The following is a 14,053-nucleotide window of genomic DNA, read 5'->3' as shown; positions in this document are numbered from 1 at the left end:
TGGCAACCAGGGAGCGCGGAGGATACTCAGGAGACCGGCCAGGTCAACAGGATTTTTCCGACCTGTTCTCTCCGGCAGAGTCTGCCTTGTTCCTCGGGGCTTTCAGTACCCGGGCCCGCTTCTCGGTCCGTCGCCTGCGCCGCTGCGCGCCGCCTCGCTCGTGCTGACGTTCAGGTCTCCGGGTGCTCGTCTGCGAACCAGCGGCCCATGCGCTCGCGGATGAGCAGCATCTCCGCGCCGCTCGGCAGACGGATCCGGAAGCCTTTCTCGCGCGGCCCGAGGCCCACCATCGAGCCCATCACCTCGACGGGCTGCCAGCCACCTGCGCCGCGGAGGCGGGCGGGGCGCCCGCGATCCGAGGCCTCGGTCTCGACGTCGACGCAGTACCACCGCGTGGTGCGCGACGTGCTCCAGCCGGCCTCGGCGCAGAGCCGCGCCTCGGCCTCCTGCAGCGCGCGGTGGGACGCGGCAAAGGCCGCCCGCGGGTGCAGCACCAGGACCAAGGCGTACTCCGGTTGCAGCTGGCGCACGATGTAGCTCTTGCGGTGGGCGCGCACCGTGATCTGGCGCGACACCCCCAGGCGCGTGCCTGCGACCTCGGCCAGCACGATCTGCCAGTGGGCCGCGGTCACCTTCACATCGTAGGGGTCGAGCCCGCCGGCGTAGTCGATCGTCTCCCCCTCGAAATCCACGAGCGCGGCAGCGTGCGCGCCCGGGATCGCGCACAGGAGATCCTCGAGGATCGACGTGAAAGAGGACGGCGCCTGGTCACGTGGAAGCCGGCGTCGGATCCGGTTGCGCCCTCCGTTGCGCGATGTGGTCATGGCTCGATCCGCACGAGCTCGAGCAACGCATCGACGGCCCCCGCGATCTTCGGCTCGCGCCGTGCCACCTCGAGGAACCTTGCCTGGGCGGCGCGCGCGCGGTCCGCCACGACCTCGTCGCGCACCAGGCCGCGTCGCTCCTCGACAGGCACCACCTGCGCCGGGATGCGCTCGAGGAGCATGATGACATGCACGCCGAAGGCCGATGTGACCGGTGCGGTGAGATCTCCGCGCGCGACCAGGGACGCGGCCGCGCGGGAGAAGGTGGGGTCAAACTGCTGCGGCTCCGGCGTGAGCACGCGGCCCGCCTCCGTCACCGGCGCGAGCGCCTGCGCCACGACCTCGAGGCCGTCGGCAGGGACGCCCTTCGCGGCGCTGATGAACGCCTCTGCAGCCGGATCGGGGGGCGGTTGCGGCGTCCCCGCGGCGCGGGGCGGCTCGGTGCGCTGAGCGACCTCGCGCGAAGACAAGACGGCGGTCCGGATGGCGTCGGCGATCGCCTTCGCCTTGTCACGGGTGGCCTCGCCAGCGTCTTCCGAGAGCTTCACGACGGCGTGCACGGTGCGGTACCCCTCGGGACGATCGAGATCGAGCCAGTGGCGCTCGGTGGCGACGCGGAGCTCTTCGTCGGTCACCGGTCCTGCGTTCGCCGCCTCCTCTTTCAGGCGGTGGAGCATGCGACGGGCGAGCACCAGGCTGATCTCGCGCCGCACGTCGGGCTCCTGGTCGAGGCCGCGGGCTCGTGCCTCGGCGGCCCAGAGCGCGTCGCGGACCGCCGCGTCCCGGGCCTGCGCAGGCGGGATCTGCTGCGCCGCCGCGATGCGCGCTACCGAGTCGACGGCGACGTCGCTCGCGCCCACGCGAGCCGCCACGTCGGGAGGCAGCGGCGCCGCCCCCCTCGCGGACGTCGATAGAGCAGCCCAGGCCGCGCACGCGCACAGACACACGATGGCCGCGATCGTTCGGCGCCCAGGGCTCACGCGCTACCCCCGCGGGGACGAAGGATCTCCGTGGACGCCTTGAGCGAGAGGCCGCCGATCACGAGGAGGTAGATCGCCTTGAAATCCTGGCGATCACCGAGCGCGTGAACCCCGAAGGCAAAGGAGAACGCTGCGGCGACGAGGAGCAGAACCGCGAACACATCGACTGCGCGGGACACGCCCATGAGTGTAACGCGATTTGGTGAGGAACCGGCGGGGATGCGGGGACACCAGGGAGCGGCGGCAGCCGGGAGGCCACGGCCGCGCCGCCGCTCACCGCAGCGTCATCGCCACCGCCCCCAGGACCGCAAAGACGATGAGGACCACCAGGTGCCGAACGGCTCGGTGGGGGAGCCGCCGTCCGCCGCCCGTGTGCCGGCGGCCACGAGCCACCGCGACGCCGGACGCCGCCGTGATCAGCGCGACAGCGCAGGCCACCGCGACGGCCTGGGCCAAGAGGGCGCGCTCCGGGTCCCGGATGCGCCAGGCGAGCACGAGGATCGCGAGGCTCACGAGCGCCCCGAAGGCGACGATCGCCGTCGCGAGCGGAGGGAGGTGGGCTCGGGCCTGCAGGAGCGGGGCGTCTGGCTCCGGCTCCGGCTGGCGCCGCACATCCCAGCGATCGCGCCAGGAAAGCGCGAAGATACCCCAGGCGATCGCGCCGATCGCCGCGCGGACCGGGTCGAGGCGGGATGGCTGAAGGGAAGGAGAAGCCAGCAGCCAGGTCAGCGTGACCAGCGCGAGGAAGACGGAGATGCCGAGGTGCCGGGCGACCCGGCGGTGCGTGGGGGCGAGCAGCGGCGCAGCGACGCCGCACAGGAAGGCGAGCGTGGCGGCGATGCTAGCGAATACGGGCGCGCCACGACCGAAACCCGCGGGCGCGACCGTGATCATCCAGGCGACGACCGCGGCGAGCAACGCCTGCGGGGCGCGCCCGCCGCCCGGACCCAGGTCGAAGCGCGCCGCCCCCGGCAGCGGCGCCTCCGGGTGGTCCGAGCCTGACGCCCCGTCGACCCCGCGCGTCAACGCACCGCCGCGACCGACGGAGGCCGACGCGGTGGACTCCTCTTCGCGCGGAGCGCCGATCGAGATGGCGCCGGGGGCATCCGTGCTCATGAGCGAGCGCTAGGCCAGGTTTCTCAGGAGGTTGCCCACGGGCAGCACGTCCGGCGCTGGCGCACCCACGCCCGCCTCGTCGCCTGCGCTCCCCTCTTCCCGGGCGACCTCGAGCCCGAGCCGCTTCCAAAGGCCCGTGTCAAAGAGGTGGCTCGGGCGCACATTGCCGAGGGCTGCGAGCATGTTCTGCCGCGTTCCGGGGTGGCGCGCGTCGAGATCCGCGAGGAGCTGGCTCACCGCCTTGCGCTGGAGGTTGTCCTGGGACCCGCACAGGTCGCAGGGGATGATCGGGAACCGCTCCTCCGCGGCGAACGCGGCGAGCTCGGCCTCGGCGCAGTAGATCAGCGGACGGATCACGATGTTGTCGCCGTCGTCGGAGATGAGCTTCGGCGGCATCGATTTCAGCTGCCCCGCGAAGATTAGGTTCAGGAGCAGCGTCGTCACGGCGTCGTCACGGTGGTGGCCGAGGGCGATCTTCGAGCAGCCGAGCTCGCGCGCGATGCGGTACAGGATGCCCCGGCGCAGGCGGGAACAGAGGGAGCAGTACGTCTTGTTCTCGGGGATCTTCTCGGTGACGATCGAGTAGGTGTCCTCGGAGATCATCCGGAACTCGTGGCCGCCCGCCGCCATGTAGTCGGTGAGGAGGTGTCCCGGGTAGCCAGGGTGCCCCTGGTCGATGTTGACCGCGATCACGCTGAACCGGACCGGCGCGCGCCGCGCGAGGTCGACGAGCAGCGCGTGCATCGCGTAGCTGTCCTTGCCCCCCGAGACAGCACAGAGGATCCGATCGCCGTCGGCGATCATGTCGAAGTCGGTGATGGCGCGCCCCATGGCGCGCGCGAGCTTGCGGCGGAGTTGCACGGTTTAGCCGGTGAAGCCTTCGATGAGGCGGAGGAAGGTAAGCACGCCGTGGCCCGTCCCGCCCTTGGAGAAGATGCCGTACGGCTTGTTCGCCATGGATGGGCCAGCGATATCCACGTGGACCCAGGGGACATCCCCCACGAACTCGCGCAGGAACAAGGCCGCGGTGATGGCCCCTCCCCAGCGGTCGGCCGTGTGCTTGATGTCGGCCCAGTCGCTCTTGAGGCCGTCGCGGAGCTCTTCGATGAGGGGGAGCTGCCACATCGACTCGCCCGCGGCCTTCGCGGCGCTCCGCAGGCGCTCCGCGAGCTCCTCGCGGTTCGAGAAGAAGCCGGACACGGTCGGCCCGAGGGCCACGACGCACGCGCCCGTGAGGGTCGCGTTGTCGACGATGAGGTCCGGCTTCAGCGCGCGCGCATAGGCGAGGCAGTCGGCGAGGACCAGGCGCCCCTCTGCGTCGGTGTTGATGATCTCCACCGTCCTGCCGTCCAGAGAGCCGAAGATGTCGCCGGGCCGGTATGCCGCGCCGTCGGGCATGTTCTCTGCCGCGCCGATGACGCCGTGCACCTCGACGTTCGGCTTGGCGGCCGCGACGGCGGCCATCAGCGCGATCACGTTCGCGGCGCCGCCCATGTCGCCCTTCATTTCTTCCATGCCCGGAGCTGGCTTGATGCAGAGCCCGCCGCTGTCGAAGGTGAGCCCCTTGCCCACGAAGACCAGCTTCCCCTTCGGCTTCCCGGGAGGAGCGTAGATCATGTGGACCAGCCGGGGATCCCGCGCGCTCCCCTGCCCCACCGCCATGATGAGCTTCATGCCCCGCTTGGTGAGCGCGGCCTTGTCGAGCACCGTCACCTTGAGCCCGTGCTGCTTGCCCACGTCCACCGCGACACGCGCGAGCGCCTCCGGATAAACCTCGTTGGGCGGCTCGTTGACGAGGTCGCGCGCGACGCAGATCGCCTCGCCGACGTGCTGGCCGAGCGCGACGGCATCGCGCGCCGCCTTGCCCACCTTGCCCTCGATGACCACGGTGCCGCGGGAGAGCGCGACCTTGGGCAGACGATCGCCCGTGAAGTAGCGGGTGAACCGGTAGGCCCCGAGCACGAGCCCCTCCGCGGCGGCCCGCTCCGCGCGCTCGACGCCGGGAGGCACGACGACCGCGATGCTCTCGGCGCGCACGCCGTTCGCGAAGCGCGCCCCCCTCGCCGCGAGCAGCCTGCACTCGACGTCGGTGACCTTGCCCGACCCGAGCCCGAGCAAGAGCACCCGGCCGGGCTTCAACGCGCCGTGCGTCGCGAAATCGATGCTCTGATCCCTCTTCCCCGTGAAGTCGTCACGCTTGACCTGGTGAGTCACCGACTCGCCCAGCGCCGCCACGAGCCTCGCCAGCACGCCCTCACCCGTCGAAGCGCCTTCAGGCACGCCGATGACGACGACGTCGACGGCGATGCTCAGCGGGTCGGACGAGGCGAGGTTCACTTTGATCGGCATGCGGTCTCCTGAGCCCGGGATGTGGAGGGGTCCAGCGCGGCATCTAAACACGAAGGGCTAACCCCGTCGACGTGGACGATGCCCGCAGGCGGTCGGCCCGAGGTGCGGGCGGGAGAGCGCTCGCGCTCCCAGGCGCGCAGCCCCGCGCAGCCCTGCGCGGTTCCGCACGGCTCCGCGCAGGCTCCGCGCTCGGCGGCCCGCCGTCGGAGCGCCTCGCGCGACGCTGCCCACCGGACTGCGGGTCCGAGCCGGCCCGCCCCGAGCGCCGGATGGAGGGGCGTCAGCGCGCCGACCCGTAGATCTGGATCACGTCGGCGAGGAGCCGAAGCGCCTCGACGCGAGGGCGCTGGAACGCATTCCGCCCCATGATCGACCCGAAGGACCCGCCTGCGGCCATCTCGCGCACCTCCTCCAGGACGGCGTCGGTCGCCTTGGACTCGCCGCCAGAGAAGATCACCACGCGCTTGCCGCCGAACGTCGCCTGCACGACGTGCCGGGTCCGGTCGGCGAGCGTCTGGATGGGAATGTTGTATTTCTCGTACATCTTTCTCGCCTCCTCCTGCTCGATATGAGCGGTCGGCGGCTTGACCTTGATGATGTGTGCGCCGAGCTGGGCGGCAATCGTCGCCGCATAGGAGCAGACATCGATGGCCGTCTCGCCCTGCTTCGACAGTCCGGCGCCGCGCGGATAGCTCCAGACGATGACGACCAGGCCCCTGCGCTTGGCCTCGAGGGCGATCTCGCGAAGGTCCTCGTACATCCTGTTTCTCGCGCCGGACCCGGGGTAGATGGTGTAGCCGACGCCGACGCAGCCGAGGCGGAGCGCGTCCTCGACCGAGCCGGTCACCGCCGACACGGGCTGCTCCACCTTCGCCAGCGTGTCGCTGTTGTTCAGCTTCAGGATCAGGGGCACCTGCCCCGCGAACCTGGCCGCGCCAGCCTCCAGCGATCCGAGCGGCGCCGCGTAGGCGTTGCACCCGGCGTCGATCGCGAGCTGAAAGTGGTAATCGGGGTCGTAGGCCTCGGGGTTCGGAGCGAACGATCGCACTGGACCGTGCTCGAAGCCCTGGTCCACCGGCAGGATCACCATCTTTCCGGTGCCCGCGAGCGCGCCATGGGTGAGCAGCCGGACGAGGTTCGTCAGCGTGCCTGGGTTCTCGGAGGTGTACCAGGAGAGGATCTGCTCTACACGGGTGGTGAGCGCCATGAATCACTCCGTCGAAGGTGCTGCTGCGCCAGGAAGCGCGTGGCCCGCCCGGGGCGTGAACCCACCCCGTCATGCCCGCGGCGCCGTGTCAGGGTGCTCGGGCGAGCGGACTCGGGCCGCATCTTCAGGACTTGGACGAACGTATCGAGCCCAACGCGCGGGCGGTCCAGCGCCCCGAGGATGTTGTACGAAGCCATCGGATACGCAATTCTCGAAACTGCGCCGGTCCGCCCTCGGGGCCACAGCGGCGGACGCGAGCGCGAGCACGTGGCGGGGCGGTAACGTCCTCGCCGACAACGCGGAGGGATCATGTCGGACCAACGGGATCTGAGCTGGAAGCCGCCGGAGGCGCCGTCACGCATCGGGATCACGCTCGAGACATACATCCTCGAAGGAATGCTCGGGTTCCCCGCGGCGACAGGGGCGTTCACCTCCCTCCTGAACCAGCTCGGCCTGGTGGCGAAGCTCGTGACGTCCAAGGTCCGGCGGGCCGGCCTCGCCAACGTCCTCGGATACACGGGACAGACCAACGTCCAGGGCGAGGTCGTGCAGAAGCTCGACGAGGTCGCCAACGAGACGCTGCTCAGCGTGCTCGGAAGGCGCGGGCACTGCGCGGCCGTGGTGAGCGAGGAGCTCGGTGAAATGAGGCTCCTCTCCACGGACCCACGAGCGAAGTACATCGTCGTCGTGGACCCGCTCGACGGCTCGTCCAACATCGACGTGAACATCTCGATCGGCACGATCTTCGGTGTGCTCCGGAAGAGCGACGCCAAGATGGGCGCCGATCCCTCGGACTTCCTTCGCCCCGGCCGCGATCTGGTCGCGGCCGGCTACGTGCTCTACGGCTCGTCGACGCTGCTCGTCATCACGACCGGCCTCGGCGGCGTGCACGGCTTCACCTACGACCCGACCGTAGGAGAGTTCTTTCTCTCTCACGAGAACATCCGGATCCCCGAGCGCGGCTCGACGTACTCCATCAACGAAGGCCACAGCGCGCGATGGCCGGAGGACGTGCGCCGCTGGAACGCGTGGATCAAGGAGGACAGCAAGCACGAGGGGCGGCCGTACGGCGCGCGCTACGTGGGCTCGCTGGTCGCGGACGCACACCGGACGCTGCTCAAGGGCGGCATTTTCGCGTACCCCGCCGATCGAGGCGGCCAGGGCAAGCTTCGGCTGCTCTACGAGGCGAACCCGTTCGCGTTCATCTTCGAGGCCGCAGGCGGAAAGGCGAGCACCGGGGCCGAGCGCATCCTCGACAGGGTCCCGAGGTCGCTCCACGAGCGCGTGCCGCTCGTCCTCGGCTCGCCCCGCGACGTCGAAGATTTCGAGCAGTTTGCGCGCGGCGAGCGCTGAGGCTGCGAGAGAAGGGCGCCGCCCTCACCGGCACGAGCCGCAGCGCGGGGGCGACCCGCGGGTCAGACCCCCTGCGCGTCGGCTCCCCAGATCACCTTGTGGAGCTGGACCTGCACCCGGACGCGGAGGCCATCGTCGAGCACCCACTGGACGAGCTCCTTCGGCGACAGCTTGCCCCACACGCATGAGGCGAGCAGCGTCACGCCGCGCGCGTCGAGGCGCCGCTCGCGGATGGTGTCCCGCATCCACGCATAGTCCGCCCGATCGGCGAGCACGAACTTGATCTCGTCGCGCGGCGTCAGGTGATCCAGGTTCGACCAGCGGTTCCGGTGGGATTCCCCCGAGCCAGGCGCCTTCAGGTCCATGATCTTGTGCACGCGCGGATCGACGCGCGAGACGTCTGCCTCGCCGCTGGTCTCGACGAGGACCGTCCGGCCCGCGTCGCAGAGCTCCGCGAGGAGCGGGAACGACCCGGGCTGAAGGAGAGGCTCGCCCCCCGTGAGCTCGACGAGCGGCGTGCCGAGGGCGAGCGCGCGCTCCAGGACGTCGCCGCGGCGGATCCGCTTGCCGCCATAGAAGGCCTGCGACGTGTCGCACCAGGCGCAGCGCAGGTTGCACCCGGTGAGCCGGACGAAGGTGCACGGCAGCCCGGCGAACGTCGATTCGCCCTGCACGCTGGCGTAGATTTCGTGGACGACGAGGGTGTCTTCTTTCAAGGAAGCGACGCCTCCGAGGAGCCTCGGTCGGCCTCGGCGGCGCCACGCCGGCCGGCGACCGCGAGGTGGGGCGGGAGCTTTGGCCGCGCCGAGCGCGCAATGCAAGCGGCGCGGGGCGCTCAGCTGGAGATGACGCTGACCTCGCCCGCCGCCACCGCCCGGAGGATGCCGTCCGCGCCGCGGACCAGCAGGTGCCCCTCCGGATCGATCCCCGCCGCGACGCCGACCACGCCGGCGACCTCGACGCGGCGGCCGCGCAGCCAGTCCATCCGGGCGAGATCCTCCGCGAAGGGCGCGAGCTCTCCTGCCTCGAACCTCGCCGCCGCGTCGCCGATCGCCTGGAGCAGCTCCGCGGCGAGGCGCTCGCGCGGGACGTCGTCGATCCCGAGCATCGCGAGCGACGTGGCCCGCGCCGACAGATCCGGCGGGAAGCTCGACGCATGGACGTTGAGCCCGACGCCGACGATCACGCTGCTCACCGACTCGCCGCGCAGCTGGGCCTCGACGAGGATCCCCGCCAGCTTGCGGCCCCCGGCGAGCACGTCGTTGGGCCACTTGAGCCGCACCTCGACGACGGAGCCGCCGCCCGACGCGCCGCGGGGCGGAAGAGGCGCGAGCCGTCGCTCGATGACGGACGCGACGGCCAGCCCCATGACGAGCGCGATGGGGGCCACTCGGCTCGCCGGCAGGCTCGGGCGCAACACCACCGACAGGTAGAGGTTCTCGCCGGGCGGAGAGTGCCAGGAGCGCCCGCCGCGCCCCCGACCCTGGGTCTGCGCGTCGGCAAGGAACGCAGCCCCGTGCGGCGCGCCGTCCGCGGCCGCGCTCCGCGCGTCGTCGTTCGTCGACGCGGTCTCGGCCGCCACGGCGAGCGGCCGCCCGAACGACGCGCCCAGCCGCGAGAGCTCGCGCTCTATCGCCTCCCCGTCGAGCCGCCTCACAGCGAGAGATCGAGCGCGATGTCGGCCGCGCGCGCCGAATGCGTCAGCGCCCCGACGCTGATGACGTCGATGCCCGCCGCGACGAGCTCGGGGATGCGCTCCAGCGTGATGCCGCCGGAGACCTCGAGGAGAGGCCGGCCGTACGGCGCCGACCGCACGCGCGCGGACGCGGCCTTGACGTCGGCCAGCGTGAAGTTGTCGAGCATGATGATGTCGGCGCCGGCGGCCAGCGCCTGATCGAGCTCCTGCAGCGAGGCCACCTCGACCTCGACCTTCGTCGTGTGCGGGGCGCGCGCCCGCGCACGAGCGATGGCGGTCGCGATGCCGCCCGCCGCGACGATGTGGTTGTCCTTGATGAGCACGGCGCTCCCGAGGCTGTCGCGGTGGTTGTGCGCGCCGCCCACGCGCACCGCGTAGCGCTCCAGCCCGCGGAGACCGGGCGTCGTCTTGCGGGTGTCGGTGATGCGCACGCTCGACCCAGCCGGGATCGCCTCGGCGTAGCGACGCGCCTCGGAGGCGACGCCGCTCATCCGCTGCGCGAGGTTGAGCGCGGTGCGCTCCGCGCTGAGGAGCGAGCGCGCGCGACCGCGCACCGTCCACAGCACCGTGCCGACGCCGACCGCGGTGCCGTCCGCGACGAGCACCTCGCCCTCCACCTGCCGATCCAGGCGCTGAAAGACGCGCAGGAACACGTCGCCCCCGCACGCGACGAGCGGCTTGCGCGCGACCGCCTTCGCCGTCGCGCGCGCGGAGGCCTCGACACAAGCCTCGGTGGTGAGATCGCCTCCCGCGAGGTCTTCCTCCAGAGAGCGATCGATCAGGGCATCGAGCAACGGCGCAGCCAGCACGGGCATCTCCTCGGCGCCGCTCCCACGCGGCGCTCCCAGGTATACTCGGTCCCGCACGCGCGCATCAGCGCTGTCGCGCCCACACGAGCCACGACGACGCATCGCGTCATCGCACATCCTTGTGGTGGCACGTGCACCCCGGAGCGTGCGACCTCAGCCTTATGGGCGCCCTGGACGGGACGCCGGCGGAAATGGTTGGGGCTCGCTGCGCCGAAAAGCAGGGCGGATCGCGATCATCGCGACGCTGTGTCGCACAAATGGGGCTGACGTTCGTCTACCAGCCTGTGAGACTCTCCGAGCAACTCCAGCGCCCTCAACGGAGATCGATGCGTCCGCAGGCAGGCCAGGTCATCAACAACAAGTACCGACTCGTGCGCCTCATCGGCGATGGCGGCATGGGGAGCGTCTACGAAGCCCGCCACGAGGTGCTGGGGACGACGGTCGCCCTCAAGTTTCTCCACCCCGAGCTGTCCCGCCGCTCCGGCCTGGTGCAGCGCTTCCTTCAGGAGGCGCGCGTCTCCGCGCAGATCCAGAGCGCGCACGTGGTTCGCGTCAGCGACGTCGACCAGACGGCGTCCGGCCTGGCGTTCATCGTGATGGAGTACCTGGAGGGAAAGACGCTCCAGACCCTGTACGAGGAGCTCTACCGGGCAGGCATCCGCCTCGGGTACCCCGACGCGCTCGAGTACACGATGCAGATGCTCGAGGGCGTCGAGGCCGCCCATCGCGCGGGCGTCGTCCACCGGGACCTCAAGCCGGACAACGTGATCATCACGAAGTCCGCCAAGGGAGAGCCGCTCATCAAGCTGCTCGACTTCGGCATCGCCAAGCTGAAGGTCACGGGGGAGCTCGATCGCGGGTTGACGCGCCCCGGCGTGATCATGGGCACCCCCGAGTACATGGCGCCCGAGCAGGCCTACTCCGCGGACTCCGTGGACGCGCGCGCCGACATCTTCTCGCTGGGCGTCATCATCTTCGAGATGCTGGCTGGCCGCCGGCCGGTCGGCGGCGATGAGCCCCAGCAGATCGCGGGAGCCTACCTTTCGGGCCAGATCTCGCGGCTCTCCGACCTGGCGCCGGAGCTCGCGCCCGGCCTCTGCGCCGCCGTCCACCGCGCCATGGCGGCCTCGCCGCCGGATCGCTTCGCGACCACCGCCGAGTTCCGCAGCGCCCTGGAGCCGTTCGCCCGAGCCGCCCGCGCCCCGTCGGCGCTCACCCCCGCGCCGTCCGAGGTCAGCCTGGCGCGGTCATCCGGGGCCGCCCTGGCGGCAGCCCTCGCGGCGCCCGGGATGCTCGCGCCTTCCGCGGCGGCGCCCGCGACCAACGCGATGGGGGACGGTCGCGCCAGCTCCGTTCCCAAGACGATTCCGCCGGAGGACGGCGGCGCGCAGCACGCGTCCAGCGGCCCCCCGGGAGGCCTCGGGCCCTCGACCCCCATGGGCGGCTTCTCCTCGGATGCCCGAGGTCCCTCGGCGTCAGCGCCAGGGTTCACGCCGAGGCCGGAGCCCTCCTCCGGCCCGTACTTCGCCCAAGGGGGCTATCCCCAGATCGCGCAGCCGGCGACCGTGAGCGCCGCCCCCTACGCTCTCCCCCAGGGGGTGCCCGCCACGAGCCACGAGCCGGGGCCCTTCGATGCGTCGCCACGCCCGGGAGGGACGGCGGTCGGAGGCGCGCCGTTCATGGACCGGAGCGCGGCCCCGGGTGGCGGATTCAACGGCGGCCCAGCGCCCGGGTATGGCGGCGCGTATGGCGGCGGCGCGCAGGGCTACATCCCTGGGACGGCGCCGATGGATCCGCTGCCGAGGATCTCGCAGAGCGCCTCGGCGCACGGCGCGCAGCGACCCGCGCGAGGCGGGACTTCGCTGTTCGCCATCCTGCTGCTCGCCACGGGGATCACGGGGGCCGTCGTCGGCGGTCTGTACATCGCCAACGAGCTGAGCCGGAAGGAGCAGGCCGACGTGGCGCCGGCCCTGCCGACTTTCCAGCCGGCCAACACGGTGCCTTCGGATCCTAGCCCGCCCGCGACGACGCCCCCCGCCGTGACTCCCCCGGCGGTGACGCCACCTCCCGTCGAGCCGCCCGTGGTCGCCAAGCCGCAGCCCCGGCCGACCACGACGGCGAAGCCGCCGGCGACGCCGAGCACGACGGCGCCGCCGACCACGACGGCGCCGACGACACGCCCCAGCGGGACGACGATCATCCCCCAGCTTCCCTGGGTCATCCCGTCGACGCTGCCGCCGTTCCCGTTCCCCGCGCCGACCAGCGCACAGCCGCCGGCCAACCCCCAGCCGAACACGACGAGCCCGCCGACGACGAGCCCGCCGACGACGAGCCCGACCACCACCACGCCGTCGGACAGGCCTCGACGGCGCGTGATCATCGTACCCAACAACTGACGCGCCAGGCGCGTACGGTAGGTAGGATGCGATCTCGATGAGCAACCAGAATAGCGGTCCGCCGCCGGGATGGCCTGCGCCCCCGAGCGGCATGTACGGCCCTGGCAAGACCGTGCCCGGCGAGCCTCCGCTCGCAGGGCCCAACTCGCCGCAGGGCGCCTTTCCCGTGCCGCCCGGCACCGCGCCGCACGATCCGAGCGCCGCTGGCGCAGCCGTCCCGCGGACCCTCGTCGAAGGCGGGACCAACAGCGCGCCTCCCGGAATGCCCGGCCCGTACGGCGCTCCCGCTGGCCCGTACGGCGCGCCGCCACCTGGTGCACCGGGTCCGTACGGGCCCGGTGCGACAGCGAATTACGGCGGGCCACCTGGAGGAGGCGCTTACGGGCAGCCGCCCCAGCCTCCCAGCCCGTACGGCGGCGCGCCGTTCGGGGCCCCAGGTGGCCCCGGGGTCGCCGGAGCGCCGGGGTTTCACGCCGGCGGCGCTCCCCAGCCGCCGGGCAGCGGCGCGCTGTACCCGGCGCCGATCCCCGCGCGGCCTCGCGCGAAGAGCTCCGGCGCGACGCTCGCGCTGATCGGGATCGGCGCGTTCGTGGTCATCGGCGGGCTGACGACCGTCTTCTTCGTGATGCGCAGCCGAGGGTCATCCGAAGATGCTGCAGCGCTGACGCCCATCGAGGCGCCCCCGGCGCCCGCGTCGGTCGCCGGCGATCCGGCGCCTCCCCCTCCGACGGCCGCCACACCCGCGGCGACCGCACCGGAGCCGCCCGCGCCTGCCCCCGTGGCGGCCCCGAAGCCGACGGCGCAAGCGCAACCCAAGCCGACGGCGACGACCCCTGCGCCGACCGCCACGGGGACGACCCCTGCGCCGACCGCCACGGGGACGACCCCTGCGCCGACCGCCACGGGGACGACCCCTGCGCCGACCGCCACGGGGACGACCCCTGCGCCGGCCCCTTCTACGTCCTCGACGGGCCGTCGAAGGATCGTCCTACCAGGCAGCCGCTGAGCCCTCCTGCACCGCGCGCTGTGCCGCTGGCCGCGGCGCGGCGGGTCCATGCCCAGGTTCCCCCAGCCCGCTTGACAGGGCGGTCACGGTGATCAGGTTCCGATGCCATGAGCAAATCCGGGATCGCCGCAGTGCTTTCGTTCCTTATTCCGGGCGTTGGGCAGCTCTACAACGGCGCGTTCCTGCGCTGCATTTTCTGGCTGATCGTCACCCCAGGCCTGTGGATCGGCTCGGGCGGCTGGCTCGGCTGGATCTGCCACCTTATCTCCGCCTATACCGCGTACCAGTACGCAAAGCGCGCCGGCGGCTGAGCCACG

At 71.8% G+C, this 14,053-nt stretch carries 14 protein-coding genes; 3 read left to right on the top strand and 11 right to left on the bottom strand.

The genetic code is table 11. The annotated features are described in order from the left end of the window. Positions 1-170: 170 nt before the first annotated feature. From WMF11_RS14465 to WMF11_RS14435, 7 genes are all read right to left on the bottom strand, one after another. On the bottom strand, positions 171-824 hold the full coding sequence (locus tag WMF11_RS14465; protein ID WP_437977860.1) for a roadblock/LC7 domain-containing protein: 654 nt from the start codon (positions 822-824) through the stop codon (positions 171-173). Further along, the gene (locus tag WMF11_RS14460; RefSeq protein ID WP_437977859.1) at positions 821-1,696 is read right to left on the bottom strand and encodes a foldase protein PrsA; all 876 of its coding nucleotides are present in this window, start codon (positions 1,694-1,696) and stop codon (positions 821-823) included. The genes WMF11_RS14465 and WMF11_RS14460 overlap by 4 nt, the downstream gene beginning before the upstream one ends. Positions 1,697-1,800: 104 nt before the next feature. Next, positions 1,801-1,983 carry a hypothetical protein gene (locus tag WMF11_RS14455; RefSeq protein WP_157906650.1) on the bottom strand — a complete coding sequence of 61 codons (183 nt, stop codon included), beginning with the start codon at positions 1,981-1,983 and terminating at the stop codon, positions 1,801-1,803. Between the two features lie 94 nt (positions 1,984-2,077). Beyond that, positions 2,078-2,920, bottom strand: a complete 843-nt coding sequence (locus WMF11_RS14450; RefSeq protein ID WP_437908968.1) for a hypothetical protein — start codon at positions 2,918-2,920, stop codon at positions 2,078-2,080. 9 nt (positions 2,921-2,929) lie between these two features. Beyond that, positions 2,930-3,781, bottom strand: a complete 852-nt coding sequence (ttcA, locus tag WMF11_RS14445; protein WP_437908967.1) for a tRNA 2-thiocytidine(32) synthetase TtcA — start codon at positions 3,779-3,781, stop codon at positions 2,930-2,932. Positions 3,782-3,784: 3 nt separating this feature from the next. Next, positions 3,785-5,269: a leucyl aminopeptidase gene (locus WMF11_RS14440; protein ID WP_437908966.1), complete on the bottom strand. Its 1,485-nt coding sequence runs from the start codon at positions 5,267-5,269 to the stop codon at positions 3,785-3,787. Positions 5,270-5,549: 280 nt separating this feature from the next. Beyond that, entirely contained in the window at positions 5,550-6,476 is a 927-nt protein-coding gene (locus tag WMF11_RS14435; RefSeq protein WP_437908965.1) for a class I fructose-bisphosphate aldolase, read from the bottom strand. Between the two features lie 309 nt (positions 6,477-6,785). On the opposite strand from WMF11_RS14435, the gene fbp reads away from it, so the two are divergent. Further along, positions 6,786-7,829: a class 1 fructose-bisphosphatase gene (gene fbp / locus WMF11_RS14430; RefSeq protein WP_437977858.1), complete on the top strand. Its 1,044-nt coding sequence runs from the start codon at positions 6,786-6,788 to the stop codon at positions 7,827-7,829. A gap of 62 nt (positions 7,830-7,891) precedes the next feature. On the opposite strand, the gene WMF11_RS14425 is transcribed toward fbp, so the two are convergent. The 3 genes from WMF11_RS14425 to nadC form a co-directional block, all read right to left on the bottom strand. Beyond that, the gene (locus tag WMF11_RS14425) at positions 7,892-8,545 is read right to left on the bottom strand and encodes a radical SAM protein (protein WP_437552405.1); all 654 of its coding nucleotides are present in this window, start codon (positions 8,543-8,545) and stop codon (positions 7,892-7,894) included. A gap of 119 nt (positions 8,546-8,664) precedes the next feature. Continuing rightward, positions 8,665-9,486, bottom strand: a complete 822-nt coding sequence (locus WMF11_RS14420; RefSeq protein WP_437908962.1) for a biotin--[acetyl-CoA-carboxylase] ligase — start codon at positions 9,484-9,486, stop codon at positions 8,665-8,667. Next, positions 9,483-10,334: a carboxylating nicotinate-nucleotide diphosphorylase gene (nadC, locus tag WMF11_RS14415; RefSeq protein ID WP_437910985.1), complete on the bottom strand. Its 852-nt coding sequence runs from the start codon at positions 10,332-10,334 to the stop codon at positions 9,483-9,485. The genes WMF11_RS14420 and nadC overlap by 4 nt, the downstream gene beginning before the upstream one ends. 326 nt (positions 10,335-10,660) lie before the next feature. Here nadC and WMF11_RS14410 point away from each other — a divergent pair, with 326 nt between their 5' ends. Then, positions 10,661-12,730 carry a protein kinase domain-containing protein gene (locus tag WMF11_RS14410; protein WP_437977857.1) on the top strand — a complete coding sequence of 690 codons (2,070 nt, stop codon included), beginning with the start codon at positions 10,661-10,663 and terminating at the stop codon, positions 12,728-12,730. 468 nt (positions 12,731-13,198) lie between these two features. Here the strand turns inward: WMF11_RS14410 and WMF11_RS14405 are convergent, their stop codons facing one another. Further along, entirely contained in the window at positions 13,199-13,660 is a 462-nt protein-coding gene (locus tag WMF11_RS14405) for a hypothetical protein (RefSeq protein ID WP_437977856.1), read from the bottom strand. 183 nt (positions 13,661-13,843) lie between these two features. Here WMF11_RS14405 and WMF11_RS14400 point away from each other — a divergent pair, with 183 nt between their 5' ends. Continuing rightward, complete coding sequence (locus tag WMF11_RS14400) at positions 13,844-14,047, top strand: hypothetical protein (protein WP_012235204.1); 204 nt, start codon at positions 13,844-13,846, stop codon at positions 14,045-14,047. Positions 14,048-14,053 lie beyond the last annotated feature (6 nt).

Source organism: Sorangium sp. So ce295, from assembly GCF_051527405.1.
GTDB classification, from domain to species: domain Bacteria; phylum Myxococcota_A; class Polyangia; order Polyangiales; family Polyangiaceae; genus Sorangium; species Sorangium cellulosum_B.
Note: the sequence above shows the minus strand (reverse complement) of the source record. Positions and strands in the feature narration are given on the sequence as shown.